The organism is Paenibacillus sp. FSL H8-0315, from assembly GCF_038005365.1.
In the GTDB taxonomy this organism is placed as follows: Bacteria; Bacillota; Bacilli; order Paenibacillales; family Paenibacillaceae; genus Paenibacillus_AQ; species Paenibacillus_AQ odorifer.
In genome coordinates this window covers 725,810-752,189 of sequence record NZ_JBBOTA010000001.1, presented here as the reverse complement: position 1 = coordinate 752,189, position 26,380 = coordinate 725,810, and the positions used below count along the sequence as shown (strand labels likewise).

The following is a 26,380-nucleotide window of genomic DNA, read 5'->3' as shown; positions in this document are numbered from 1 at the left end:
CGGGAGAGAAAGTATGGCTAAACTGAACAATTTCATCAGAGTTTGTCTAGCGATTCTTTTAGTGTTAGGCATTGTATTTTTAGGCTCACGCGTAGATTTTTTATTCACACCGATCCTGTCTTTGTTCAGTGTCATTATAGTGCCTTTAATGCTGGCGGGTTTCTTTTATTACCTGCTGCGGCCACTGATCGATACCTTGGAGAAATATAAGCTGAATCGTTCTTTGGCGATTATCATCGTATATGTAGTTATTTTAGTGCTTCTGTTTGCTTTTATTATCGGCGTTTGGCCTTCACTTCGCACACAATTAGTTAATTTCGTCGATAATATGCCGAATCTCATTGCCTCCTTGAATCAACAGCTATTGAAACTAGAAGATAATGAATTTCTGTCTGCGTTGATCCCTGCTGATGCGAATCCAGCCTCCACATTGACGGATTATTTGAATAAAGGGTTTACGCTGTTAACGAATTACGTATCAGGATTGTTCTCTTTTGTTTCGAATTTCGCGATCATTTTATTCACCTTTCCGATTATGTTATTCTACATGCTTAAGGAAGGTGGGAAATTCGGACGTAAGATTGTAAGTTTCTTTCCAAAGAAGTATCGTGAAGAAGGAACTACAATGATGACTGAAATCGACAGTGCGCTTAGTGGCTTTATCGTGGGCCGGGTGCTTGTTAATTTAGCCTTAGGCGTTCTGATGTATATTGGTTTCCTTATTATCGGCCTGCAATATGCATTGCTGTTGACTGTAATCGCAGTTGTGATGAACTTCGTGCCTTTTATTGGTGCGATACTGTCTAGTATCCCTATTTTCATCATCGGATTCATTCAATCGCCGTCTATAGCCGTCTGGTCCATCATCATTGTTCTGGTAGCGCAGCAGATACAGGATAATTTAATCGCTCCCTACATCTTTGGGAAAAAGCTCGATATTCATCCACTGACAACGATTATCCTGGTATTAGTTGGCGGTGATTTAGGCGGGATCATTGCGATATTGCTGATTATTCCGCTGTATATGATTGTTAAAATCGTCTTGACCAAGGCCTATTATTTGTTTGTCAAGCAACGCCGGGTAGAGATAGAGGTAGAGGAGAGTCCTGATATCTCTTAAGTTAATAAAACATTATGGAGGGATTTCTATGAATGAAGGAACGGAGCAAGGACTAATTCATATTTCAGATGATGTGGTGACTTCGATCGTCGGGCAAGTGGTTCTGGACACACCGGGTATTGCCGGCATGTCAGGAAGCAGTATCTCGGACAACTGGGCTAAACGTCTAAGCGGTAAAAATGTAAAAAAAGGAATGTCCGTTGAAGTAAAAGAAGTGGATGTTGCCATCGATCTTCAGGTCATAGTTAATTACGGATGTGTGATTCAAGAGGTCTGCTATATGCTGCAGCAAAATGTAAGAAATGCTGTTGAGAATATGATGGGACTGTCTCTAGTTTCCGTAAATGTTAAGGTTGAGAAGGTCGCTCTGCCATTCTAAGAATAGCCCATTTAATAGGCACCGTAATCTAGGCTTCTGCATAGAATGGAGCAAATCCATTTACGGAGGTCAGAACATCCATGTCGACATTTAACACTGGGCAGCAACAGAATGTGATTTATCAGGCCGATCCTGCTGTGATCCGGCACCTGCACGGTGTCCGTGATTCCCTACATCAATCTTGCAAGCCATACCTTAACCATAAGGTGAACGTACAGACAATAGATGGCTTTGTACATGAAGGCGTTATAGCCGGAGTAGATAATAAACACTTGTATCTGAACGTTGCAGCTAATGGGCAAATGCCCCGCGGGTTTTACAACCCTCATCAGCCTTATCATCCTCATCCGGGCCCGGGACCTGGCCCATATCCAGGACCTTATCCAGGTCCCCCATACAATAATAATGTGATTTTACCGCTTGTGTTGTTTGAACTGCTTGCTATCTCTTTAATCTAGTGCTTGGGTTTAATTGAAGAAGGACATGTGCAGGATTTGTGGTCATACGTTGACGCATCCCGCCAGGTCCTTTTTTTGTAGGCGTAAAGTATGTGTTAGAAGGAGGTGTTCTCATTATCACTTTAGGGATATAATGGGTACAAACTCTGGGAGGTGGCATATGATTAGATACCCTTTTCTGAAAAAAAATGCGACGATAGGCGTTACAGCACCTTCATCTGGAGTAGGCATTCAAAATGCAGAACTTCTTACACTGGCCTCCAGCCGGTTGAAGTCGCAAGGATTTAATGTCATTATCGGCGAAACGGCATGGAAGCAAGATAAGGCTAAATCTGCACCAGCCAATGTTCGAGGTCATGAGTTTAATGAGATGATCAAAGATGATGGAATTGATATCCTTATTCCGCCTTGGGGCGGGGAATTGTTAATTGAAGCTCTGGAATTTATTGATTTTGATGCTTTGCAGGACAAATGGATCGTGGGATATTCAGATATAAGCGTCTTGCTGCTTGCGGTCACGCTGACAACCGGGTTGGCTACTGCCCACGGAGCGAATCTCATTGATTTACGGGGAGAGTATTCGGATGATACTACAGCCCTCTGGCAGGCGGTTCTAGAGACACCAGTGGGTGAGTCCATTGTCCAGCATTCATCTCTTAAATATCAGCGGGAATGGCAACATGATGTGCCATCGCCATGCGTGTTTCATTTGACAGAGGAGACTTATTGGAAGTCTCTAACTACAGATGCTGTAACGATGAAAGGACGTCTGTTGGGTGGTTGTATAGATGTAATTAGGCATTTAATCGGCACGCCCTATGGAAAGCTCCAGCATTTTCAGCAAGAAATGATTCATGACGAACCTATAGTTTGGTATTTGGAAAATTGTGAATTGAACACAGCGGATTTACGCAGATCTTTAGTGCAGATGAAGCTGGCAGGGTGGTTTGAGAATTGTTCGGGGATTATGTTTGGCAGAAGTCCAGCTAATCGGCCTGTGGATAACTATACTGCCGAGGATATCTATGCTGAACTTTCTGAAGAGCTTAAGGTACCGATCGTTTATGATATCGATTGTGGTCATGTACCGCCGCAGGTTACTTTTATTAATGGAGCTTATGCAGAAATTGAAGTGGCAGACGGAGTAGGGACGGTAAAGCAATATTTCTATGAATAGCGTTATATCAAAAAGGACAACCCCTTGGGTTGTCCCTTTTACTATCATTAGTTCCCTGTATTTACAATCGCTGTGATTTCCTCATCCAGGTCCAGTCTTACATCTTCACGATAGGCGCGAACACCATATTCGCTGAGCATGTAACGCAGGATCGCTTCAATCATATTGGACTCCACTAGAAATTGACTGCGGCCCTGTACCCAAACCTCTGCAGAGTAACCGGTATCTTCTTCCCAGCTCAGTTCCACCTGAACATCCTCTGGGCGAACAGCCTTTCGTTCCGCCATGTGCAGACAGAGGGCATTGATGATCTCATCCATGCTTAGAACGATTGTAGACATTAGTAACGACCATTCTGTTCTTCTAAGCGGCGACGTTCTTTTCTACGACGGAAGAAGGACATCACGAGCATAATCAGTACATAGATAGCTAGCATATTAACGGCAAAGCCTAGGAAGTCACCAAAAGCTCCCATTCCACCAAACATTCCACCGAATAATAATCCGGCCAAACCACCGATCATCATGCCCTTCATTAAGCTGCCGCCGCTGAAGAATCCACGTTTCGTATTAGCAGCAGATCCTGCTGTGGAGCTTTTAGTGCTGTCACTTTTTTTGATGTTATTTGTTGTTGTTGATTTTTTTGGGGTTGTTGAATAGCTGCGAGTGCCGGATTTGAATCCGCCGCCACCTCGACGTGCATCGGCAAAGTCTGGAGCAACCACTGCAAAAAACAGAGTGAAGGCCATTAGAATCATCATTACGCGTTTCATTGGTTTCATTTAGTACGAAAACCCTCCTGTGAGCATGAATTTTTGTGTATGGTCGATAATACGCAGACATGCCCCACAAGGTTTCAATTTTATTTATCATAATTTATACTTTTATACACAAAAAAAGCGTGGATCCAGGATCCACGCAAACAGCAGTTAGAGAGTCGTCATTCATTACTTATACCCATCAGCGACAAGCTCAAGCGCTCCGGTTGCCGGATCGATGATCATGCCATGGATAGGTACATTAGGGGGAAGCAGTGGATGACGTTTAATCAGGTCCACAGTCTGAATTACCCCTTCTTCGACATTGTCAAACCCACGCAGCCATTTTGTAAGTTTGATTCCGGAATTCTCCAGTGTAGACAGCACTTCTTCAGATACTCCACGTTCTTTAATGGAATTGATCATATGGTCCGCATTGAGGGAGGCCATACCGCATTCATAGTGTCCAACCACGATTACTTCTTCAGCATCTAGTTCATATAGAGCTACCATTACACTACGCATAACACTACCAAAAGGTTGAGAAATAACCGCACCAGCATTTTTGATGATTTTGACATCACCATTTTTGAAATTCATGGCTTTCGGCAATAATTCAACGAGTCTAGTGTCCATACAGGTGATGATCAGCATTTTTTTGTCAGGATAACGACTGGTTAAATAAGCTTCATAGTCCTTATTCTCTACAAAACTTTTATTAAAGTTAATAATTTCTGATACGTGGCTCATATTAGCTTCCTCCCTTAAATTCCTTGAATTGTACTTACGTTGCGCATATCTCTTACCATGATATTGTTGCCATAAATCTGAGAATCACTGACCAGCTTATAGGAAGAGAAACGTTCCTCTGCATCGAGTCGCAGCTTGTCTTCATAAAAGATTTCCTGTTGCCGGCTTACGATAAAGGGAAGAGAATTCGTCTCTATCCTAGAATCGCCTTGCTCCACTTCTGAAACAATCAGTAACACATTAATTCCGTCACACCCGCAGCCTACCGTATCATAAAAGAGCTTGAAAAATCCTGGCTGATCTCCAAGCCTTTCCTTCAACTTCCTTTCTGCGAGAGGTGTAACTTGAATCATCATAGCCCTGTTCACGCTCCTTGATTTTTGTTCGAAGCATGCTCTGCTTCTTATGTAACTCATTAAATATTTAAAATTAGAGATGTAATCTCTGAAGTTGATTATACTCATTCAAAAAAGTATCATCAAGAGGAGTCTGTAAAACAGAGAAAGCAGGTGGAGTAGAATGGAACAACAAGTAAAGGAACGATGGGAACAATTCAGCGAGTTATTAGCAAAAATTAGTGGATATTCAGAGGCCATAGAATTAATGCACTGGGATTTGCGCACAGGTGCACCACGAAAGGGAGTAGAAGTTCGTTCCGGTACGATTGGGATGCTGAGTGGAGAATTGTTCAGACTTGAGATTTCACAGGAGATGGGTGACTTCACAGCATTTTTCAGCCGTCCAGAAGTGTTGAGCCAGCTTACAGCTAATCAACAAAAGATCGTCAACGATTGCCGCAAAGAGTATGAGCGCAGTAAGAGTATTCCTTCCAAAAGATTTGAAGAGTACGCTGTCCTGTCTGCTCATTCCCAAACAATCTGGGAAGAAGCTAAGGAGAACAATGACTTTGCTACATTTGAACCTTATTTGAGTAAAATCGTAGCTCTGAAACAAGAGTTCATCGATTATTGGGGTGTAAATGGCACACGTTACGATACGCTACTAGATATGTATGAGCCTGATCTCACGGTAGAGAAGGTAGATGAAGTGTTCAGTCGCCTCCGCAGCCGCTTGGTTCCGTTAGTGGAAGCTATCGCTGCTTCACCTAATAAACCAGATACCAGCTTCTTGCAGCAGATTTTCCCTAAAGAGCAGCAACAAAAGTTTGGTAACTTTATTCTGAAGCAAATGGGCTATGACTTCGACGCAGGCCGCTTGGATGAGAGTGTGCATCCTTTTGCTACAGGCCTGAATCCAGGTGACGTTCGTATTACGACCGCTTATTTACTTGATAATGTGACTAGCGCCGTCTTCAGCTCACTGCATGAAGGTGGACATGCGCTTTACGAACAAAATATCAGCCAAGATTTAGTGGGAACACCACTGGCTCAAGGCGCATCTATGGGGATTCATGAATCTCAGTCGAGACTATGGGAGAATATGATCGGCCGCAGCCGTGCGTTCTGGCAACGTTATTACGGTGATCTGCAGCAGCATTTCCCAGAGCAACTTGCTAATGTAGATGTAGAGGATTTCTACCGGGCTATTAACAGTGTGGAAAATTCATTCATCCGAATTGAAGCAGATGAGCTTACATACAATCTGCACATTATTGTGCGTTACGAGATCGAAAAGCTTATTTTTAATGAAGGACTATCTGTCAAAGATCTGCCTCGGGTATGGAATGCTAAATATCAAGAATATTTAGGTATTACACCGCCTAATGATGCGCTTGGTGTATTGCAGGACGTGCACTGGTCCGGTGGAGACTTCGGATATTTTGCATCCTACTCTCTGGGAAATATGTATGCTGCCCAAATCTTGAATACACTCCGCAAGGAGCTGCCGAACTACGATGAATGGATTGCTGCGGGAAATCTTTTGCCGATTAAAGAATGGTTAACAGAAAAAATCTACCGTTTCGGAAAAAGCTTGACCCCTTCGCAAATTATCGAACAAGTAACAGGTGAGCCGCTCAGTCCAGATTATCTGGCTGATTATTTGGAGGAGAAATACACGGAGATTTACAAACTGTAATCCAGTGAGGTCCGCGTGGTATAATAGAAAGAAAGCTTAGACGGAAGGATATGGATATGGCAAATACTCACACCTACACCCGGAGAGAAGAAGTCGCGAATGCGATTACGCACGGGATCGGAGCTGTATTAAGCGTCGCTGCACTTGTCCTGCTTGTTGTTTTTGCAAGTCTGAAAGGAACGGCATGGCATGTAGTCAGCTTCTCCATTTATGGAACGACAATGCTGCTTCTGTATCTCAATTCAACACTTGTGCATAGTCTCAAAGAGGGCAAGGCGAAGGATTTGTTCGAATTTTTCGATCACTCCTCTATTTATCTGTTTATCGCAGGCACGTATACACCCTTTTTGCTAGTAGCTATTCGGGGAACACTTGGCTGGAGTTTATTTGGTGTTATATGGGGAATCGCAGTATTTGGCGTTTTCTTCAAAGCGTTTTTTGTTAAAAAGTTTTTGTTCATGTCTACGGTATTCTACATTGCTATGGGTTGGCTGATTGTTATCGCCTGGAATCCTCTTTCGGCAGTGGTAGCGGACGGTGGTATGATTCTGCTGATGGCTGGCGGAGTGCTTTATACTCTAGGCACAGTTTTTTATGTATGGAGAGGGTTTCCGTTCCATCATGCGATCTGGCATGTATTTGTTCTTGCAGGCAGTGTCACACATTTCTTCGCCATATTGATTTATGTACTGCCAATCCAATAATTTCAAGCGGATTTATCGCGGAAAATATGGATTTTTAATAAAGAAAGAGATGACAAGCAAAAGTGCTTGACATCTCTCTTTCTTTTAGGTATCATAAGGGACGTTGTGAAGGTGTAAAGTGTTTTTCCTTGACGAAGGGGTTGTCCTTAATGAGTCAGGAGAATAGGCTCGAGAAAACGAATCGTATCAATTTGCTTTTTGCCTTCTATGAACGACTGCTTACAGATAAGCAGCAAACGTTTCTTAAATATTATTTTCACGATGATTTTTCCTTGGGAGAGATTGCCGCTGAATTTGAAATCAGCCGCCAAGCTGTTTATGAGCATATTAAGCGGGCTGAGCAAGTCCTTGAGAATTATGAAGAAAAACTTGGACTATTAGTGAAACATGAGAGTCGTACTAAATATTTAGAAGAGCTGCGCAGACTGCCGGAGAATGGGATGCTGCCTGAGCAATATAAACTTCGGTTCGCGGAGATCGTGGATCGCTTGCAGAGGTTAGAGTAGCATGAAGGGAGAAATCTGCATATGGCGTTTGAAGGTTTAACCGGAAGATTGCAGAATGTGTTCAGCAAGCTACGCGGTAAAGGTAAAGTATCCGAAGAAGACGTAAACGAAGCTATGCGTGAAGTGCGGTTAGCCCTTCTGGAAGCCGATGTTAACTTCAAGGTAGTTAAAGAATTCGTGGCTAAGGTGAAAGAAAAGTCCATCGGCAAGGAAGTCATGGACAGCTTTACGCCTGGCATGGTAATTATCGACATCGTCAACAAGGAACTAACCGAGCTGATGGGCGGAAGCCAAGCGAAGCTGGCCAAGTCGAACAAGCCGCCGACCGTCATTATGATGGCGGGTCTACAAGGGGCTGGTAAGACAACCACTTCGGGTAAGCTAGCTAAGCTGTTACAGAAGGGCAATCATCGTCCGCTCCTGGTTGCGGGAGATATTTACCGGCCTGCTGCTATCAAGCAGCTGCAAGTGCTGGGAGAACAGATTAAGGTTCCTGTATTCTCACTTGGTGATCAGACTAGTCCGGTAGAAATTGCCAGACAAGCTGTACAACATGCGAAGGATAACGGACTTGATTATGTTATTATCGATACTGCAGGCCGCCTGCATATTGATGAAGAACTAATGGAAGAACTCAAGCAGATTCACAATGTTGTAAATCCTGATGAAGTACTTCTTGTAGTAGATGCTATGACGGGTCAAGACGCCGTGAATGTAGCCGAGAGCTTTAATAAGCAGCTTGAGCTTACAGGGGTCGTATTGACGAAACTCGACGGCGATAGCCGTGGTGGTGCTGCACTGTCAGTAAAAGCTGTTACCGGTTGCCCGATCAAATTCGCCGCTTTAGGGGAGAAGATCGACGCGCTGGAGCCGTTCCATCCGGAACGTATGGCTTCGCGGATTCTGGGTATGGGCGACATGCTGTCGCTGATTGAGAAAGCCCAGGCGAACATTGATACTGACAAGGCTAAAGAAATGGAACGTAAGATGCGTAATGCAGAGTTTACGTTCGATGATTTCCTTGAGCAAATGGATCAGGTGAAGAAGCTAGGCCCTATCGATCAAATTCTTGATATGCTCCCGGGTATGAACAAAGCCAAGGGCATTAAAGATTTAAAGGTCGACGATAAGCAAATGGGACGCGTTGAAGCCATAGTTCATTCTATGACTAAGGCGGAGAAGCAACAGCCTGAGATCATTAACCATAACCGCCGCAAGCGTATTGCAACCGGCAGCGGAACCTCAGTCGCTGAGGTCAACCGCCTCATCAAACAATTTGATGAGATGCGTAAGATGATGAAGCAATTCTCCGGCATGATGGGCGGAGGCGGCAAAGCCTCCAAGAAAAATGCCATGAAGCAGCTTAAAGGTCTTGGTGGTGGAAAAGGGCTGAAATTCCCTTTTAAATGATCTTGAATGTCTGTCCAACTAATGTTGGAAACTATTATAAGGAGGTGATTTTTCGTGGCAGTACGTATTCGTCTAAAAAGAATGGGAGCGCATAAAGCGCCTTTCTATCGTGTAGTGGTTTCCGATTCCCGGTCCCCTCGTGACGGTCGTTTTATCGAGGAAATCGGTTATTATAATCCGATTGAACAACCGGCAGTAGTTAAGATCGATGAGGAAAAAGCTCTTAAATGGCTTCAAACAGGTGCGCAAGCATCTGATACCGTCCGCAACTTGCTTTCCAAAGCAGGCGTGATGAAGAAGTTTCATGAGCTTAAGCAACAGAAATAATGACTGATTGCGAGGGTCCTCTATGGAAGAATTAGTTGGAGTAATTGCTAAGGCTTTAGTGGATCATCCAGAAGATGTGACGGTACGGGCTGTGGAGAAAGAGCATTTGATTGTCTATGAGCTGTCCGTACATCCAGATGATGTAGGAAAGGTCATCGGCAAGCAAGGCAGGATCGCCAAGGCGCTCCGTACAGTAGTCACATCTGCAGCAGTCAAGAGCGATAAACGCGTAACTGTAGATATTTTATCTTAAATAATGCGTACAATGAGGGGCTAGGGATAGTATATCCCGGCTCCTTTTTGTTCAAATATATAGATGAAGCTTGTAGAGGAGAGGGTTATATGACGGAAGAATTAACCGTAGGCCGGCTTGTGAATACACATGGAATTCGCGGGGAGATTAAAGTATTATCCCATACCGATTTTCCTGAGGTTCGTTTCGCTAAAGACAAGAAGCTGTTCGTCATTCCTGCGGATGGCAGTGCAAAATTCGAAGTGACTGTAGAATCCGCTCGAGAGCATAAGGGTATGTTTATCGTTAAGCTTAAGGGATATACCAATATTAACGAAGTGGAAAAGTATAAGGGAAGTTTGCTTAAGGTGCCAAGTAACGATCTGGTTGATCTGCCAGAGAACGAATATTACTTCCACCAAATCGTTGGCTGTGAAGTTTATACGGATGATGCTGGAAGTGAACCGCTTGGCACAATTACGGAAATTTTACAGCCAGGTGCAAATGACGTGTGGGTTGTTAAGCCTGCTAAAGGTCAAGACATCCTTATCCCTGTAATTAACGATGTAGTGCTGAACGTGGACATTGAGGCCAAACGAATTACGGTTCACTTAATGGAAGGACTATTGCCATGATCAGAATTGATGTGCTAACGCTCTTTCCGGAGATGTGCGAAGGCGTATTTAGCACAAGTATTCTTGGTAAGGCACGCGAAAAAGGGATTGTATCTTTGAATGCTGTGAACTTTCGTGATTTCTCAGGAAATAAGCACAACAGTGTGGATGATACACCGTATGGCGGGGGCGGGGGTATGGTACTAAAGCCTGACCCGATCTTTGCAGCGGTAGAACATGTATTGGGGATCGAGGCTAGTCCTTTGGAGAAGGGTTCTGAATCTGCAGTCCCGTCGCCTTCCTCTGTGAAGCCGCGCATCATTCTTATGTGCCCACAAGGAAAGACCTATAATCAGAAGATTGCTGAGGAACTGGCACAAGAGCAGCATCTAATCTTTATATGTGGTCATTATGAGGGCTACGATGAGCGAATACGGGAGCATCTGGTTACAGATGAACTGTCGATTGGCGATTATGTGCTAACGGGTGGAGAACTACCAGCACTGACGGTTATTGATTCAGTAGTTCGGCTACAGCCAGGGGCGCTTGGAAATGAAACCTCTGCGATCACGGATTCGTTCAGTACAGGGCTGTTGGAATATCCTCACTACACTCGACCCGCTGAATTTCGCGGCTGGAAGGTACCAGATATGTTGCTGAGTGGCCATCACGCCAACATCGAAGTATGGCGGAGAGAGCAAGCGTTACAGCGTACACTTGAACGTAGACCTGATTTGCTCGAAAGTGCAGAACTAACATTGAAAGACAAGAAAACACTGGAACGTCTGAAAAATGAAATCAAGCCGGAGTAAAATTTTAATAAAACAGGCATATTTTACGTCTTTTTAACGTATCTTACGTTAAGGAGGCGTTTTTGTTATGTTTACTTAAGTATAAGAAGGGCTATAATCTCGTATTTTTTTGCGTAATTTCCAAAACAAATGAGCATAGGTGCGTTGAACTCTTCTATTTGGGGTAATAGATAGAGGTGGCGTAATACTATATGCAGCTTACGATGCAGCAAGCTTAACTATTGAAAGGAATGAACTGAAGTGACTACGAAGACGCGTGAAGAATTCAAGCCTAGCGTGGACACGATCCACAAAGATGCGGAGCCGCTCCGCACCGTGAATGATATTATCGATTATTATACAAATCGCAAATCGTAATTCCCATTCGCCCTTTAAAGCTTGAACATATAAGATTAATAATTAAGTATGAATAAGCAAGTCCAATAAAACCATTAGAGTATAGCGAACGAAAGTTCACTACATCTAATGGTTTTATTGTGCTCTACAAAGAGGTCAAACCCTGTGATTCTGGTCAGAATGTAAACGCCCCCTCTTCAAGGAGAATTAAAAACTCTTTGGAAAGGGGGCGTTTGGTTAACTATAAAAATTCGTGGAGGCGCATTCTACTCTTTGCGAAAGAGGCGATATACTCCTGTAAGTAGAGCGTAAAGCGCAAAACATACGAGAACAGTAACTGCCCATGCATAGTTGCGAACGGTATAGGTAAGCGATGATAAAATAATAAAGATGGTAATACGCAGTACGCCTTCCTTAATAAACTGTTTACGTGCTACATTCATTCGATTGGCCTCCTTGAATGGATAGGATGGTACGGATAACAAGCCGAGAATATGTCTTTCCTTATATATAACCTTTGGGAATACAAAAAATGCAGAGAACGGAAAGTAAATATCGATCCAAACAAATGACCTATGTAACTTAGCCGTTACCGACCTGTACTCCTCACCATAGAGTATATCATTACGAATGAGGAGGAGTACACTAGTGGAGGCTTATTATAATTGCTTACGTTGTAAGAATAGAAGGGTACGTATCCTGACTACTGATGGCAGACAGCATGAAGGTGTGATTACAGATGTGGACAGATATAATGTTTACTTAAGAACAGGATCCAATGGACCTGTGCAGACTTCTGCATTTTTTGGTTACCCTTATGCTGCTGACAATATTTTAACTCTCAGCTTGTTCACGCTGTTGGCTATTGCATTAATCTGATATGATGATGCAAAAACAGACCGTCCGCTAATCCGGACGGTCTGTTTTTAGTGGTTGGTTACTCTACTGTAATTGCACCTATATCAGAGCTTAAGGACAACAAAGGACCTCCTCCGTTAACATCACGTTTGCCACCCTCAACCCCGGTGATCTGGCCTAGATCACTTTTAGCCACCAAGCTACATTTCACGCCATCGGCTAGAACAGCATTGAGGCTACCTACATTTGTTGTCGCTTTAAGACGGCTATCACTCTTCATTCCGGCTATATCCATGCGTATGCTTCCTGTATTAGACTCTAGAGTGGACTTACCGGTGATGTTAGCTCCTTCGATATCAATAGCTCCAACGTTGCTGACGACGCGGTAATTTCCGTCCAGATTGCGGAGACGAATTTGCCCGACATTATTGGTGATTTGATATTCATCCATACGGGTGGGGATCTCAATGGTATAGTTAATGCTAAAATCTGAATAACCGTATTTGTCTTGAGCCCAAGTCCATAAATCCTTCTTCGGATTTGATTTGGAATTTGTAGATACCTTCAGAGTATCGCCACTAACGTCTATTGAAATCTCAGCGTCATCCAAGATTTTCTGGCGGTCAGCTTTATGAGCGGAGCCGTTATGGGCTAAGATTGTCGCACTCACATTAATTTGATCACCCGTAGTTGATGTAACTTCTATTTCTCCCACTGCATTGTTCATGCTAAGCACTGAAGCAGAGCCGATCTCTTTAGATAAGGATAGTTCTTTGCTAATGCTGTTTGCTTTAACTTCGTCGACCACCTTGGTAGCTGTATCCTGAACGGCCTGTTCCACGCTTGCAGCGGCTTTACCTAGCTCTTGCTTCACAGCCTCACCAATATTTTGCTGCACATCTTCAGTAATATTCTTTCCTAATTCATTATTAGCGGATTGCCTACCCGGTAATTCTGTGCATCCTGCCAGAAGTACGATGGACAAGACGGCTACAGCTGCCATTACGCTAGTTGTATTACTCTTTTTCATTGAATAAAATCCTCCTTATTTTTGGGTATATGTGTTCTTCCCTAAGCGCTACGTTATGTACGTACTTCTGTAAGTATAGCCTATGGGGATTTATTGTAAAAACGGCTGTAGGCGGGTTAATATACTGGACCAAAGACTAGGTATTTAAAAAGTGTTCACTACACTTCAAATTTCAATTGTGCTAAAATGAAATATAGATCTTACGCTCACATTAAAATGGGTAAGGGTACATATAAAAAGAGCGAAGATGCTCTCATATATAATCTTCAGCAGCTACTGAAAAGCGCTTTTATAGTGAGATGTGCTAAGGCTAGTTTGCGAATACGATATAGACCGTTGCCTTACTTGCATCACAGGGCGGTCTTTTTATTTTCTTACCTCAAGTAAATCATGAAGAGCGGAGGGAGCCAGATGAAATATGTAGTTATTTTGCTTGTCTTGCTAGCGCTGGGTGTTGGGTATTATATCGTTCAGAAAAAGAAAACAAGTAGCTCAAGCGATCCTTTGCGCACGACTAGCAGTAATGTGATCTCAATGGATAGTCATCGCAAAGCCAAACAGAGTCCAGGGGAGCAACCTTGCTCTTCTTGCAAGAAGAAGAATGGGAAGTTGATCTTCTACGCTCAAGACAATGGAACCGTGGTCGGCTTGTGTAAAGACTGCCAGTCTAAGGCAAAAAAAAGAGATATGTTACCGTTATAAAATAGAAAAATAAGTTGTATTAGCCCGTCCTTTATGATATTATTAACTCTGTTGTGTGGAATACGGTGGTCCGCTGCGGATAATGAGGGAGAGCTCAGATCTCTCCGGAAGAGGCAAGAACACCTGTACGGAAGGAGGAAGTCCTTAATGAATATCCTACAAGCTATTACGCAAGAGCAACTTCGTAAAGATATCCCTAGTTTTCGTCCGGGTGACACTTTGAAGGTGCATGTAAAAGTTATCGAGGGAACTCGTGAGCGTATCCAGTTGTTCGAAGGCGTTGTAATCAAACGTCGTGGCGGTGGAATCAGTGAGACTTTTACGGTTCGTAAAATTTCTTACGGTGTTGGTGTGGAAAGAACATTCCCAATCAACTCGCCTAAACTCGAAAAAATCGAAGTGGCTCGTCGTGGTAAAGTGCGTCGTGCTAAGCTTTATTACCTTCGTGAACTACGTGGTAAAGCAGCGAGAATTAAAGAAATTCGTCGCTAGAATAGTGACAGAGGAGAGGGGCTTGAGTTCAAGCCCCTTTCGCTTTATTTTTTTTTGGAAATATAAGAAAAGCATAAGTTTTACGTTATACATTATTCTTATATTTCTCGCATAAACGCATACCGTCCTTAAAAGGACGCTGAGGGCGTTTTAGCTTGGTATACAATGCGTGTGACATATACGCTTGGGGATAAGCTTCTCCGAAAAGGCCTCCTGAAGGAGTATCTGTGGAGGGGTTTTTGGCAGGAGTTTTTTTGTGTTGTATAGTAAGAGTAGTATTAAGAGAGGACGGTGAACTATGCAGCAGGAACAAAGCGAAACTTTGGAATCAAGCGAGCAGAACCCACGTAAACAGAAAAATGAAGTGCTGGAATGGGTCAAGGCCATTGCGATTGCTTTAGTTCTGGTTATACTGATTCGCTGGCTTTTATTCAAGCCTTTTATTGTAGATGGACCTTCCATGCAGCCTAATTTCCATACGGGAGAACGTGTTATCGTTAATGAAATTTTATACGATATAAGATCTCCGCAGCGGGGTGAGGTTATTGTATTCCACGTGCCATCTGAAGGCAGAGATTTTATTAAACGTGTAATTGGTGTGGCTGGAGATACTGTGAAAGTAGAAGGAGATGTAGTTACAGTTAACGGTGAGGTTGTTAACGAGACTTACATCCAAGGCGCTATTGATACTGCGCATAGTAACAAGGCTCTGTATAATAATAAAGATTTCCCAAATGAAAAATTCACGGATGGTACTGTACCAGAAGGACATATTTTCGTTATGGGGGATAATCGCTCGGATAGTACAGACAGCCGGATGATTGGCTATGTGCCGCTGGGTGATATTGTGGGTCGTGCAGATTTAATCTTCTGGCCGATAAAAGATATTACACTGATTAACCATTAAGTTGACAGAAGTCAAAGGAGGTGACGGCAATGGCCATTCATTGGTTTCCTGGTCATATGACGAAGGCTAGGCGGCAAATCGAGGATAAGCTGAAGCTGATTGATGTTGTTATAGAGTTGCTCGATTCCCGTCTGCCGCTTTCCAGCCGCAATCCGATGATTGACGATATTTTGCGGGACAAGCCGAGATTAATTATTTTGAACAAAGCGGATCTGGCGGATCCGGAAATTACTCGGAAGTGGCTGGCGTACTTTAAGGAACAAGGGCATGTTGCCCATCCTGTGGACGCATCTACTGGAACAGGCGTTAAGGAGATTCCGGAGCAGGTCAAGCTGCTGTTGAAGGAAAAAATTGATCGGCAGATCGCAAGGGGAATGAACCCACGGGCTATGCGCGCATTGATCGTCGGTATTCCTAACGTCGGTAAATCAACGCTGATTAATCGAATGGCTGGTAAGAGTATCGCTGCTACGGGTGATCGCCCGGGGGTTACTAAGGGCCAGCAGTGGATTAAAACAGGAGGTAATCTGGAGCTTCTGGATACTCCTGGTATCTTATGGCCGAAGTTTGAGGATCAAGACGTGGGTTACCGCTTGGCCGTGACGGGTGCGATCAAAGAAGAAATCCTGAACATTGAGGACATTGCTTTTTATGCAGTGAAGTATTTGGTCAAGGATTATGGTACCAGATTTCAAGAACGCTTTGGTATTGAGAAGCTTCCTGAGGATCTTGAGAACCCTGATGAGATCGTTGCAGTTATGGAAGCCGTGGGCCGCAAACGCGGTTGTCTAATTAGCGGTGGACGTGTTGATCTGGAAAAAGCTTCACGTGCTTTGCTGCATGAGCTGCGGGCAGGTAAGCTTGGTCGTTTTACGCTGGAAACACCTTAAAGGCGTTTAAATGAATGGGTATGGAAGAGCCATCCGGAAATTTTCGGGGGCTCTTTTTTTTGCCGATTTGGATCAAATTGGAGTGGTTATTTGTACATGACCATGTGAGCTTTACTATGGTAAGCTGACTTATGTAGTTTATAGAATAATTTATAATTGGCGGTGACAGATCGTGAGTACGATAGATATGTTGAGTTATGAAAAAGAGGGCTGGGAACAGTCTTATCGCCGTATAGCCGGCGTAGATGAAGTAGGCAGAGGTTGTTTGTTTGGGGATGTTGTTGCAGCAGCGGTGATTTTGCCGGAAGGGCTTATTATTGATGGCGTCAACGACTCTAAGAAGCTTACAGCGAAAAAAAGAGATGCCTTATTCGAGATTATTATGGAGCAGGCGATAGCTATTGGTGTAGGTTATGTGGATTCCCGCATGATTGATGAAATTAATATTAAACAGGCTTCTCGTCTGGCGATGAAAAAAGCGGTAGAAGGTCTTAGTCATACCCCGGACTATATGTTAATCGATGCTGAAAAAGTTGATCTTCCGTTGCCGCAGCAGGCGATCATAAAAGGAGATGCAAACAGCCAGTCCATTGCGGCAGCTTCGATTATAGCTAAAGTAACAAGAGATAGACTGTGTGAAGGGGTGTGGGAGGAATTATACCCTGATTATGGGATTGCGATACATAAAGGTTATGCGACCAAGCTTCACAGGGAACAAATTACGGCGTTAGGTCCGACACCTATGCATCGGCGCAGCTTTATTGGGAAGATTCTTGCTGAACAGCAAACCCTTTTTTAGAAATATCAGAATATAAAAGACGCCAAAGGCGTTTAAGCTTGGATAAATTCACCGCTCAAAAAAGTCGGATTAATACCGATATAGTAAGAAGAGAGTAAATGGAGGGAGGAGAAACGGTATGAATATCGGAACATTGATCCGTGGATTGCTCGGGGATAATAAACCGGGAGCAGCCAAGTCTTTGGAATTGAAGGAAGGGCAGGTTGTACGTGGTGTTGTATTGTCTGTATCGGATTCGGGAAAAGAAGCCGTTGTGCAGATTCAAGGCACACCTGTTCGTGCGGAGTTGGAAACACCACTACTGCCAGGAGAGACCCTGAACTTACAGGTTGGAGCACCCGGAGAAGGCGGATTGCCCGTATTGAAGCCGGTCTCCCTCGGCGAAACGGTATTAGCCACCCCGCAAAACATGGGCGAGGCATTGGAATCGCTTGGGCTTACTGACTCCAAAGCGGGTCGGGAAATTGTGTTGGCGATGCAGTCGGGTGGTATTCCGCTTACCAAAGAGACAGCGGCGATTCTGGATGCTGTAATGAGTGCGAAACCTGCGGGCGTGCCGACCTCAGAATGGCTTGATGCAGCTGTCATTTCTGTAAAGCGGGGCTTGCCGGTTACCCCTGAAAGTGTGAAAGGATTGCAGCAGGCGGTTTTTGGTCCGCAGCTTCATCAGCTTTTGTCAGCGCTCGAAGAACAGATTACGATTTGGGCAGGTCAAGTCGCCGGTGAAGAAACAACAACAGCCGAAGCTAAACCTGGAATGGGTACCCCGACCGGAAAGCTGAATGCTCCTGTAACGACAGGTACCGGCGCTGTGATTAACGGGGAAGTGGTATCAGCAGGTGATGCTGATGCGGAAATGGACCAGGTGGCGGTTAAAGGAACTGGACAACCTGTAAGTAAACCTGCTGAAGGTAGTGCTGGTGTTACTACTACAAGCGGAAGTGCTGCTGCAACAGGAGGGGCAACGGGAGCCGGAGTTATTTCTGATGAACCAATAATTCCTTTGAATTCAGTGAAATCAGAAATATCAGGAAGTGCAGCTGCAAGTACAGCTGAAACTCCTGAGAATAAAACCGGTATTGTAACTGCCAAGCCAGTGGTCCCCGAAGAGGCTGGTGAGGTAGTTCAGCTCTCGAAGAGTGGAAATACTGGTGAACCTTTGACTGGGAAAATAACTTCTACGCTTGCTTCAGGAACTCAGAGTAGTGCTGCTAACACGCAAGGGGACGGAATTGTAAGCAATCAAAATAGTTCTAATCAGAGCGAAACTCATGGCAATGAAATGAGTCTAAATAAAGATAGAGCGCAGGGTAGTGTCAGTGGCGCGATTACAAGCGCCACTGGATCAGCAGGTGCAGATAGCCAGGCTGCTGCGGGAAGCCAAGCTGCTGCGCCTAGCGGGGCTGCCCTGCTCGCGAAGCTGCAGGGCGTGCTCACCGAGTTGCGCGGCAGCATGCCGCAGCTCGCGAACGTCCCGCCCGCTGAGGCGGCGGGACAAGAACCTGCCCCCGCGCCGGCAGCGCCGCGCGGGGAGACCACGGCTGCTGCGGCTTCGCCGGTGCAGCCAGACACCGCCCCACCCGCGGATGCGGAGTCGTGGGTGGGGCGGGTGTTGAAGCTGCTCGGTGCGGAGCACGAGCAGCAGGCCGTGCGCGGCGGCGCTTTGCCGGCCGCGGAGACGGCGCGAGCGGCAGCGGGGACAGCTGCAGCCGCGCTAGGCAGTGTCGGCGGGGAGCAAGCTGCCGACACGTTGAAGGGCGTGCTGCTGCAGCTTATGAGCAGCAGCGAGGTGCCGCCCGCGGTAAAAGATGCCGCGAGCGGGCTAGTGCAGCAGCTGACAGGCCAACAGCTGCTGCTGAATACAGATCGGACTGCTCCCTTCGCACAGGTTACATTGTTCTTGCCGCTGCAAGGTCCAGATGGGCAGGAAACTGCATCGGTTCATATCCAGTCCAGGCGGGGCCGCAAAGGGGAGTTGGATGCAGCTAACTGTCGATTATGGTTCGATTTGGACATGAAGCAGCTAGGGCAGACATTGGTAGATGTGCAGGTTGTCGATCGAATCGTTAGTCTTAAGCTTCATAATGATCATCCGTGGGTGCTTGAGCTGCTGGAGACGCGGCGTGAAGAAATAAAAACTGCAGTAGAATCCATCGGTTATCAATTATCAGGTTTAAGAACCGAACCCTTGCCAGAATTGAATTTGCCTAAAGAGCTTGCTGGCTCCAATACTAATAAGTTTGTTGATTATGTTCCTGAGGCTTACAAAGGAGTGGATTACCGTATATGAATGAGCCTGTACAGCCAATTTCACAAGGGCTCAAAAAAGCGGTCGCTCTCAAATATAGTCCCGGACAAAACGAGGCTCCTGTCGTAGTAGCCAAGGGACAAGGCGCGATAGCAGACCTTATTCTGCAAAAGGCTAAGGAGAGCGGGGTTGCTGTTCAGGAAGATGCAGCCCTCGTGGAGGTTCTTTCAAAGCTTGATCTGGACCAACAGATTCCGTCTGAGCTCTATCAGCTGGTGGCGGAAATCCTCAGCTTTGTGTATCAGAGCGATCGTTCCGCTGGTGAACGGGGACAAGAATGAAAGAGCCCTATGTAAGAAAGCACTATAACCGCAAAGAGAAAGGAACTGCTGCAGAGAACGGAGCTGTGCAGTACCTATCTTCTAGCGGGTATATGATATTGGAACGGAATTGGCGTTGTCGTACTGGAGAGCTTGATATCATTGCGGAGCGTGAAGACTGTATTGTTGTTGTCGAAGTTCGTAGCCGCAGTGGAGAGCTGCTTCAGGGAACTCCAGAAGAATCGGTGAATGCTCGCAAAATAAACCAGGTTCGGAGTACAACACAGGTTTATTTGCATATGAAGGGTTATGAGGAACGGCGGGTTTCTTTTGATGTAATTAGCGTCTTGTTAAATGACGATCTTAGCCTAGCTTCACTTAGTCATATTCGCGAGGCGTTTTAAGAGTAACTCTATTTTCTCATGCGATTCTTTATGAATTTGCTGCTGTTCTGATAAAAAAGTCTTTACATACCTTCCGCACTGTGGGTCATTTCTCAAAAGAAATGGGTAAACATTAGGAGTAACTTTTTAATGTCATCATGAGGAGGGCTGTCTAGTGAAGAATAAACCTTCTGAAATGCAGGTTAGTTTTACATGCCAATATTGCCAGCAGAAGATTGAAGTGAAATTTAAAGCAGAGCCAATATCTGTCGTCTGTTGCGATAATTGCAATAAGACCTTCACGGTAATGCGGCCCACTATAGCGGAGGAAATATTAATAGATTGGGAAAATGAAGCGTTATTTCAAAAAATCCGGGCTGAAAAGTCGCAAAACAGCAATAGCAGTCTCTTAGCGCTTGTAATTAGAGTTATTGAACTGCTTACATGGCGTGACAAAGGCAATGGACAGGTGGAAGCGATCAAGGAGATGCGTGGCTGGCTCATTGACAATGAGGAGGCGCCTCCTTTAGCTGAACTGATTCAGAGTGATGTTAATAAACGTTCGAGTAAGCGGCGCGACTGGGAAAAGTAACATTAACAATAAAGAGGTATTCCGTCATCGCCTCATGACATAGAATGATACGTATAATTTCGTGAGAAATTAGGCGGAAAAGTCCTCGGGGCTCCGAATTTCCTAGGGTTTATGGGTAGTCGGAGCTTTTTTCATACATACTGTCATTAGAATAGGAACAAAAGGAGGGTGCACATGGCTAAGGTTTTTTTCACATCAGATCATCATTTTGGGCATAAGTTGATCATTGATTTTGAATCCAGACCCTTCAACGATGTAGAGCAAATGAATGAAGTTATGATTGAAAGTTGGAATTCGGTAGTGAATCCGGAAGACAAAGTATTTCATTTGGGAGACTTTTCTTTTCTGAATAAGGAGGCAACTCGTGCGATTGTGGCCAGGCTACATGGATACAAAATCCTGATTCTTGGCAATCATGATCGCGGCCGCAGCCAAAGTTGGTGGCTTGATGCAGGTTTTGATGAGGTTAGTGAATATCCTTTGATTTATAAGGATTTCTTTTTCCTCTCACATGAGCCTATGTACATGAATAAACATATGCCTTACGTAAATGTGCACGGCCATATTCATGGGCAAAAATATGAGGGAAGAAATCATTTTAACATTTGTGTAGAGCATTGGAACTATAAACCGTTGACTTTTGAGCAGATTAGGGACTCGGTCGTAGTTAAAGAAGGAGATTGATGTAGGTCTTTAGAGATGTGCTTTCGCTTTTATGTAAAACTTGAATTTCTTATTCTAAAGATAAATTGCTCACAGATTGCGTTAGGACACAACTTCTATAATGTACTTAACAGCTAATATATATTTGGAAAATAAGGAAGCACCTTTTTTCTTGAAGCTATGACACCCCAAATTAGGGTGTAATTCAGGAGATGAGGTGTTTTTATTATGTATGGGAAAATGTTTAGCGCGTGTCTGTATGGGATTGAAGGGGTAATGATTGGTGTGGAAATCGATCTTGCAAATGGACTGCCGCAGACGAATATCATTGGCTTACCAGATTCAGCGATTCGCGAGGCTGTTGAACGAGTTAGGGCTGCCGTTAAAAATTGCGGTTACCGCTATCCACAGCAGCGTATTACGATCAATCTTGCTCCAGCTGACCTGCGTAAAGAAGGTTCCGCTTTTGATCTAGCGATTGCTTTAGGGATACTGATAACTAGTGGCCAGTTGATTATGCCTTCAGCTCAAGAGATGCTTTTGATTGGAGAGCTTGCGCTCGACGGCAGTCTGCGTCCGGTTTCGGGTGTGTTGCCGATGGTTGAAGCAGCGCGTAAAAGCGGGTTTAAAGCCGTTCTGCTCCCGCAAGGCAATGCGGCAGAAGCCGCTTTAATCAGTGGCATAAATGTTTATACCATCGACCATTTGCAAGCGTTAGCGAATGCTGCTGAATCTGTGGCTAGCTTTGGTCCGATTATAGATAAGCTAGTTCCTCTAGAAGAATCTGAAGGATCACTACTTCCTTTTCCTGTATCCGTGAGTATGGGGATGGGGGCAAAAGAACAACCTCCGGTGCTTGTTCTTTCTGTAGAGCATCTCAAATATAACCCTAAATATTCTGATTCTGAGGCTGCTTCTTCCGAAGCGAATGAAATAATGGATGATTACAGTGATGTGCTTGGACAGCAACATGTGAAAAGAGCACTAACTATCGCGGCTGCAGGGATGCATAATATTATGCTCATCGGTCCACCTGGCACAGGCAAAACGATGCTGATCAAACGCCTTCCCAGTATCCTTCCGCAATTGTCGGACAGTGAGGCACTTGAGGTAACCAAAATTTTTAGTGCGGCTGGAAATTTGAAGGATGCACACAACGGTTTGCTGCGAAGTCGTCCATTTCGTTCTCCACACCACACGATATCTTCTGCCGGATTAATTGGAGGGGGCGGTATTCCCAAGCCAGGTGAGGTAAGTCTTGCGCATCGAGGTATTCTGTTTCTGGATGAATTGCCTGAATTCTCCCGGAATGTGCTTGAAGTGTTGCGACAGCCCCTCGAAGATGGGGTGGTTACTATAAGTCGTGCCCGGGCTTCCTTTACTTTTCCTGCCAAATTCATGCTCGCTGCATCGATGAATCCGTGCAGCTGCGGCTTTTTTGGAAGCGGTATCTCCCAGCAAAATTGTACCTGTAGTCCATCAAGGATTGCCCAATATCGAGCCAAAATATCCGGTCCATTATTGGATCGGATCGACTTACAGGTTGATGTTCCCCGCCCGAAGGAATGGAATCGGCAGGGGCATGTTTTATCGTCAGCAGAGATGCGTGCGGAGGTGTTGGCTGCTCAGGCCATCCAAGCTAAACGTTACAAACGACTGGCGATTTCATGGAACAGCGAACTTTCCGGTGCTTCCCTTCGGAAATATGCAAGCCTAAACCGTGAGAGTGCTCAAATACTGTATGACATATTGGAGAATTTAGGTCTAAGCATGCGAGCGCATGATCGGATTATTAAGCTATCCCGTACCATAGCTGATCTGGAGGGTGCACAGGATATTTCTTCTGCACATCTCGCGGAAGCTGTGCAATACCGTAATCTGGATCGACAGGTATTAGTGGAGGAATAAAGATAAAAGAGCAGCGATTCCCGTTAATGAGAATCGCTGCTCTATACTATGGACCGGTAGTGACGAGCATCGCCGAACCATTATTATGCTCTGATGCTTACGGAACGGACCTTGAGGACGTTGTTTGCAAGTTTTTAGCCCTTGGAGCGTAGATTCGGACTCTGGAGACGCTATTCCTTCGGAAGAAGGTTATATTGAGTGGTTTTCATTCCAATAGCTGCTATGAGGTCCGATAGCATCCCAAATATGGGATTAAGTTGCGTTTAAGATCAACTGTGTCCGTTAGCGACTTCGAATGTGAAATGCCACGTATTCAAACGAAGGTTAGATCGTTTAGCAAATTTCACATACATTTTTCTCTATAATTTCTTACAGTACATTCAGTTCTACTTCGATATTGCCACGAGTGGCACGGGAGTAAGGACATGCGCCATGGGCAGCTTCTACCAAAGATGCTGCGGTTTCTCTGTCAACGCCTTTAACCAGCACGTCAAGCTTAACCGCAATGCCGAATCCGCCATCTTCAACTTTACCAAAGCTTACAGTAGCCGTAACTTCACTGCCTTCAATCTTCACTTTTCCAAGACGAGCAACCATGTTCAGAGCACTGTCAAAACAAGCGGAGTAGCCAGCTGCGAATAATTGTTCAGGATTAGTGCCTTCACCACCGGCACCACCCATTTCGCGTGGTGTACTGATCGTAAGGTTGAGTTTAGGGCTTTCTGATTCTATATAACCGTTTCTTCCCCCAACGGCTTTAACTGTGGTTTCATACATCTTTTGTTGAATTGTCATCATAATAAATCTCTCCTATTCACTAATTAGTTTGTGTACAATCTAATTTATCACAATTAATATAAAAGTCAAATTAATTTTTTGCTATTATTATGATATATGAGGGAATTATGATAAAATAAAGAGATAAGGCGGGTGAATAAATATGAAAATGAGTGAAGAAGATATGCAGAAAATGACTACAACCCCAGAGCTGCTGATCGAGAATCAGCTCTGTTTTACCATTTATGCTTGCTCGCGTGAGATTACAAAGCTGTACCAACCGTATTTGGATAAGATCGGTTTAACTTACTCCCAATACTTAGTAATGCTTGTGTTATGGGAACGGCAGCAATGTACAGTGAAAGAGATTGGTGAGGCGTTATTTTTGGATTCAGGAACGCTGACTCCGTTATTGAAACGCTTGCAAGCTGCAGGCCTAATTATACGTGAACGCTCGATGCAGGATGAGCGAAAAGTATTAATCTCACTAACGAAACAAGGCTGGGCACTCCAAAGTGATGCCGTGTGTATTCCCGGCAAAATGATGGAAGAAACGACACTGACAAATAATGAATCCATAGAGCTACTTGATCAGTTTAAAGACTTACTGAATCGTGTTCACGAAGCTAATATCCAAGATAGTAAAAAGTAAGCGTAGTAAGGAGTCAATGCGATCGTTCGCATTCCGGCATGAAATCAAGCGAAAAAATGTGTACAAATCATGAATATATTTAAGGTAAGCGTTTTAAAAACATGTTACACTATTCTGGGTTCCTTTGTATGGCATATAGGTAAATATAAGCTTAGTCTTATAGATTTACACAATGTCTCTTGCAGAAATAATGCCATTCTTTTTACGAGTGGTAGATCAGTTTCTGCTGGTTCCGGAATAGTGCTGCATGTATAACATCAGCCTATCCCTAACCCCGCGGCAATCAAAACGGAAAGCGAGATGACAACAGGCTGCCTGTTTAGTCACCACGCTACTTTAGGAGGCTACCGCTATGAATATCCACGAGTATCAGGGAAAAGAAGTGCTTAAGAAGTACGGTGTAGCCGTACCGAATGGAAAAGTAGCTTATACAGTGGAGGAAGCGGTAGAAGCCGCAGAGTCACTGAGCACACCAGTTGTTGTAGTTAAAGCTCAGATTCACGCAGGTGGACGCGGTAAAGCTGGAGGAGTAAAGGTTGCTAAGAATATCGATGAGGTGCGTAGTTACGCAACTGAGATTCTGGGCAAGACTCTAGTAACTCACCAGACTGGACCGGAGGGTAAGGTAGTAAAAAGACTGCTCATTGAAGAGGGTTGTCAAATTGTTAAGGAGTATTACATTGGTATCGTAGTTGACAGAGGTACTGGCCGAGTGGTCATGATGGCTTCTGAAGAAGGCGGTACTGAGATTGAAGAAGTAGCTGCAACACATCCGGAGAAAATTTTTAAAGAGATCATTGATCCGGCAGTGGGTTTGCAGACTTTCCAGGCGCGTAAGCTGGCTTATAGTATCTCTATTCCTAATGAGCTGGTAGGCAAAACTGTGAAATTCATGCAAGCGCTATATTTAGCTTTTGTGGATAAAGATTGCTCTATTGCCGAAATTAACCCATTGGTAGTGACTGCGGATGGGAATGTGATGGCACTGGATGCCAAACTGAATTTTGATTCCAACGCCTTGTTCCGTCATAAAGATATTCTAGAGCTGCGGGATTTGGATGAAGAGGATTTAAAGGAAATCGAAGCCTCGAAGTATGACCTTAGTTACATTGCACTTGATGGCAATATTGGGTGCATGGTAAACGGCGCAGGTCTCGCGATGGCCACTATGGATATTATTAAGTATTATGGAGGCGAACCCGCCAACTTCCTGGATGTAGGGGGCGGTGCAACGACCGAGAAAGTAACAGAAGCCTTTAAAATCATTTTATCGGATGAAAAGGTGAACGGAATTTTTGTTAACATTTTCGGTGGTATTATGCGCTGTGATGTTATCGCTAACGGTGTTGTAGAAGCGGCTAGTCAACTGGGTTTGACTAAACCGCTGGTTGTGCGTCTTGAGGGAACAAATGTTGGATTGGGCAAGCAGATTTTGGCTGGATCGGGACTTAATATTGTTGCTGCTGATTCTATGGCGGACGGTGCCCGTAAGATTGTGTCTCTTGTGCAATAATGGCCTGATTTAGGAAGCCAGTTATCG

The 26,380-nt window shown here is 44.5% G+C and carries 33 protein-coding genes; 26 read left to right on the top strand and 7 right to left on the bottom strand.

Annotated elements, in window-relative coordinates:
• Positions 1-13 precede the first annotated feature (13 nt).
• From MHB56_RS03185 to MHB56_RS03170, 4 genes are all read left to right on the top strand, one after another.
• Positions 14-1,120, top strand: coding sequence for an AI-2E family transporter (locus MHB56_RS03185; RefSeq protein ID WP_036688627.1), 1,107 nt, complete (start codon positions 14-16; stop codon positions 1,118-1,120).
• Between the two features lie 28 nt (positions 1,121-1,148).
• Positions 1,149-1,499: an Asp23/Gls24 family envelope stress response protein gene (locus tag MHB56_RS03180; protein ID WP_036688625.1), complete on the top strand. Its 351-nt coding sequence runs from the start codon at positions 1,149-1,151 to the stop codon at positions 1,497-1,499.
• Positions 1,500-1,579: 80 nt separating this feature from the next.
• The gene (locus MHB56_RS03175) at positions 1,580-1,957 is read left to right on the top strand and encodes a hypothetical protein (RefSeq protein WP_036688624.1); all 378 of its coding nucleotides are present in this window, start codon (positions 1,580-1,582) and stop codon (positions 1,955-1,957) included.
• 160 nt (positions 1,958-2,117) lie between these two features.
• On the top strand, positions 2,118-3,134 hold the full coding sequence (locus tag MHB56_RS03170) for a S66 family peptidase (RefSeq protein WP_341143248.1): 1,017 nt from the start codon (positions 2,118-2,120) through the stop codon (positions 3,132-3,134).
• 47 nt (positions 3,135-3,181) lie between these two features.
• Here MHB56_RS03170 and MHB56_RS03165 read toward each other — a convergent pair whose 3' ends face one another.
• From MHB56_RS03165 to MHB56_RS03150, 4 genes are all read right to left on the bottom strand, one after another.
• Entirely contained in the window at positions 3,182-3,466 is a 285-nt protein-coding gene (locus MHB56_RS03165; RefSeq protein ID WP_036689115.1) for a YxcD family protein, read from the bottom strand.
• Positions 3,467-3,474: 8 nt separating this feature from the next.
• Positions 3,475-3,906 (bottom strand): hypothetical protein, encoded by a 432-nt coding sequence (locus MHB56_RS03160; RefSeq protein WP_445667756.1) that lies wholly within the window; start codon positions 3,904-3,906, stop codon positions 3,475-3,477.
• A gap of 174 nt (positions 3,907-4,080) precedes the next feature.
• Positions 4,081-4,641 carry a beta-class carbonic anhydrase gene (locus tag MHB56_RS03155; protein WP_036688619.1) on the bottom strand — a complete coding sequence of 187 codons (561 nt, stop codon included), beginning with the start codon at positions 4,639-4,641 and terminating at the stop codon, positions 4,081-4,083.
• A gap of 14 nt (positions 4,642-4,655) precedes the next feature.
• Positions 4,656-4,997, bottom strand: coding sequence for an iron-sulfur cluster biosynthesis family protein (locus MHB56_RS03150; RefSeq protein ID WP_341143246.1), 342 nt, complete (start codon positions 4,995-4,997; stop codon positions 4,656-4,658).
• 163 nt (positions 4,998-5,160) lie between these two features.
• Between MHB56_RS03150 and MHB56_RS03145 the strand changes: the two genes are divergently transcribed.
• The 8 genes from MHB56_RS03145 (at position 5,161) to trmD (ending at position 11,283) form a co-directional block, all read left to right on the top strand.
• Positions 5,161-6,678, top strand: a complete 1,518-nt coding sequence (locus MHB56_RS03145) for a carboxypeptidase M32 (protein ID WP_341086985.1) — start codon at positions 5,161-5,163, stop codon at positions 6,676-6,678.
• 56 nt (positions 6,679-6,734) lie between these two features.
• Positions 6,735-7,382, top strand: a complete 648-nt coding sequence (trhA, locus tag MHB56_RS03140) for a PAQR family membrane homeostasis protein TrhA (RefSeq protein WP_036688612.1) — start codon at positions 6,735-6,737, stop codon at positions 7,380-7,382.
• A 149-nt stretch (positions 7,383-7,531) separates the two neighbouring features.
• Positions 7,532-7,888: a YlxM family DNA-binding protein gene (gene ylxM, locus MHB56_RS03135; protein WP_036688609.1), complete on the top strand. Its 357-nt coding sequence runs from the start codon at positions 7,532-7,534 to the stop codon at positions 7,886-7,888.
• A gap of 21 nt (positions 7,889-7,909) precedes the next feature.
• Entirely contained in the window at positions 7,910-9,298 is a 1,389-nt protein-coding gene (gene ffh, locus MHB56_RS03130) for a signal recognition particle protein (RefSeq protein ID WP_036688607.1), read from the top strand.
• A 54-nt stretch (positions 9,299-9,352) separates the two neighbouring features.
• Positions 9,353-9,625 carry a 30S ribosomal protein S16 gene (gene rpsP, locus MHB56_RS03125; RefSeq protein WP_036688604.1) on the top strand — a complete coding sequence of 91 codons (273 nt, stop codon included), beginning with the start codon at positions 9,353-9,355 and terminating at the stop codon, positions 9,623-9,625.
• 22 nt (positions 9,626-9,647) lie between these two features.
• The gene (locus MHB56_RS03120; protein WP_036688600.1) at positions 9,648-9,878 is read left to right on the top strand and encodes a KH domain-containing protein; all 231 of its coding nucleotides are present in this window, start codon (positions 9,648-9,650) and stop codon (positions 9,876-9,878) included.
• An 89-nt stretch (positions 9,879-9,967) separates the two neighbouring features.
• Positions 9,968-10,492 (top strand): ribosome maturation factor RimM, encoded by a 525-nt coding sequence (gene rimM / locus MHB56_RS03115; RefSeq protein WP_036688599.1) that lies wholly within the window; start codon positions 9,968-9,970, stop codon positions 10,490-10,492.
• Positions 10,492-11,283, top strand: a complete 792-nt coding sequence (trmD, locus tag MHB56_RS03110; RefSeq protein WP_076307759.1) for a tRNA (guanosine(37)-N1)-methyltransferase TrmD — start codon at positions 10,492-10,494, stop codon at positions 11,281-11,283. The genes rimM and trmD overlap by 1 nt, the downstream gene beginning before the upstream one ends.
• Before the next feature lie 602 nt (positions 11,284-11,885).
• Here the strand turns inward: trmD and MHB56_RS03105 are convergent.
• Positions 11,886-12,062, bottom strand: a complete 177-nt coding sequence (locus tag MHB56_RS03105) for a hypothetical protein (protein WP_155288145.1) — start codon at positions 12,060-12,062, stop codon at positions 11,886-11,888.
• A gap of 205 nt (positions 12,063-12,267) precedes the next feature.
• Here MHB56_RS03105 and MHB56_RS03100 point away from each other — a divergent pair, with 205 nt between their 5' ends.
• Positions 12,268-12,498 carry a hypothetical protein gene (locus tag MHB56_RS03100; protein WP_036688596.1) on the top strand — a complete coding sequence of 77 codons (231 nt, stop codon included), beginning with the start codon at positions 12,268-12,270 and terminating at the stop codon, positions 12,496-12,498.
• A 58-nt stretch (positions 12,499-12,556) separates the two neighbouring features.
• On the opposite strand, the gene MHB56_RS03095 is transcribed toward MHB56_RS03100, so the two are convergent.
• Positions 12,557-13,507: a hypothetical protein gene (locus tag MHB56_RS03095; protein ID WP_340392215.1), complete on the bottom strand. Its 951-nt coding sequence runs from the start codon at positions 13,505-13,507 to the stop codon at positions 12,557-12,559.
• 411 nt (positions 13,508-13,918) lie between these two features.
• Here MHB56_RS03095 and MHB56_RS03090 point away from each other — a divergent pair, with 411 nt between their 5' ends.
• The 11 genes from MHB56_RS03090 (at position 13,919) to MHB56_RS03040 (ending at position 23,411) form a co-directional block, all read left to right on the top strand.
• On the top strand, positions 13,919-14,209 hold the full coding sequence (locus MHB56_RS03090) for a hypothetical protein (RefSeq protein WP_051491579.1): 291 nt from the start codon (positions 13,919-13,921) through the stop codon (positions 14,207-14,209).
• Positions 14,210-14,356: 147 nt separating this feature from the next.
• Positions 14,357-14,701: a 50S ribosomal protein L19 gene (rplS, locus tag MHB56_RS03085; protein WP_036688590.1), complete on the top strand. Its 345-nt coding sequence runs from the start codon at positions 14,357-14,359 to the stop codon at positions 14,699-14,701.
• Positions 14,702-14,999: 298 nt separating this feature from the next.
• On the top strand, positions 15,000-15,608 hold the full coding sequence (lepB, locus tag MHB56_RS03080) for a signal peptidase I (RefSeq protein WP_341143245.1): 609 nt from the start codon (positions 15,000-15,002) through the stop codon (positions 15,606-15,608).
• 29 nt (positions 15,609-15,637) lie between these two features.
• Positions 15,638-16,498, top strand: coding sequence for a ribosome biogenesis GTPase YlqF (gene ylqF / locus MHB56_RS03075; RefSeq protein ID WP_341143244.1), 861 nt, complete (start codon positions 15,638-15,640; stop codon positions 16,496-16,498).
• Between the two features lie 187 nt (positions 16,499-16,685).
• Positions 16,686-17,297, top strand: coding sequence for a ribonuclease HII (locus tag MHB56_RS03070; protein WP_076100429.1), 612 nt, complete (start codon positions 16,686-16,688; stop codon positions 17,295-17,297).
• Positions 17,298-17,415: 118 nt separating this feature from the next.
• On the top strand, positions 17,416-19,587 hold the full coding sequence (locus tag MHB56_RS03065) for a DNA ligase (protein WP_341143243.1): 2,172 nt from the start codon (positions 17,416-17,418) through the stop codon (positions 19,585-19,587).
• The gene (locus tag MHB56_RS03060) at positions 19,584-19,886 is read left to right on the top strand and encodes an EscU/YscU/HrcU family type III secretion system export apparatus switch protein (RefSeq protein WP_038571992.1); all 303 of its coding nucleotides are present in this window, start codon (positions 19,584-19,586) and stop codon (positions 19,884-19,886) included. The genes MHB56_RS03065 and MHB56_RS03060 overlap by 4 nt, the downstream gene beginning before the upstream one ends.
• Positions 19,883-20,269 carry a YraN family protein gene (locus MHB56_RS03055; protein ID WP_076127091.1) on the top strand — a complete coding sequence of 129 codons (387 nt, stop codon included), beginning with the start codon at positions 19,883-19,885 and terminating at the stop codon, positions 20,267-20,269. Before MHB56_RS03060 ends, MHB56_RS03055 begins: the two co-directional genes overlap by 4 nt.
• Positions 20,270-20,423: 154 nt before the next feature.
• A complete protein-coding gene (locus MHB56_RS03050) occupies positions 20,424-20,840 on the top strand; it encodes a hypothetical protein (RefSeq protein WP_051491578.1) in 417 nt (138 codons plus the stop codon).
• Between the two features lie 174 nt (positions 20,841-21,014).
• Entirely contained in the window at positions 21,015-21,524 is a 510-nt protein-coding gene (locus MHB56_RS03045) for a phosphoesterase (RefSeq protein ID WP_341143242.1), read from the top strand.
• A gap of 207 nt (positions 21,525-21,731) precedes the next feature.
• Positions 21,732-23,411, top strand: coding sequence for a YifB family Mg chelatase-like AAA ATPase (locus MHB56_RS03040; protein WP_248548844.1), 1,680 nt, complete (start codon positions 21,732-21,734; stop codon positions 23,409-23,411).
• A gap of 369 nt (positions 23,412-23,780) precedes the next feature.
• Here the strand turns inward: MHB56_RS03040 and MHB56_RS03035 are convergent, their stop codons facing one another.
• Positions 23,781-24,209, bottom strand: coding sequence for an organic hydroperoxide resistance protein (locus MHB56_RS03035; protein ID WP_036688575.1), 429 nt, complete (start codon positions 24,207-24,209; stop codon positions 23,781-23,783).
• Between the two features lie 142 nt (positions 24,210-24,351).
• Between MHB56_RS03035 and MHB56_RS03030 the strand changes: the two genes are divergently transcribed.
• Both MHB56_RS03030 and sucC read left to right on the top strand, forming a co-directional pair.
• Positions 24,352-24,840, top strand: a complete 489-nt coding sequence (locus tag MHB56_RS03030) for a MarR family winged helix-turn-helix transcriptional regulator (protein WP_235219564.1) — start codon at positions 24,352-24,354, stop codon at positions 24,838-24,840.
• Positions 24,841-25,192: 352 nt separating this feature from the next.
• Positions 25,193-26,353, top strand: coding sequence for an ADP-forming succinate--CoA ligase subunit beta (gene sucC, locus MHB56_RS03025; protein WP_038571984.1), 1,161 nt, complete (start codon positions 25,193-25,195; stop codon positions 26,351-26,353).
• The last annotated feature ends 27 nt before the right edge of the window (positions 26,354-26,380 follow it).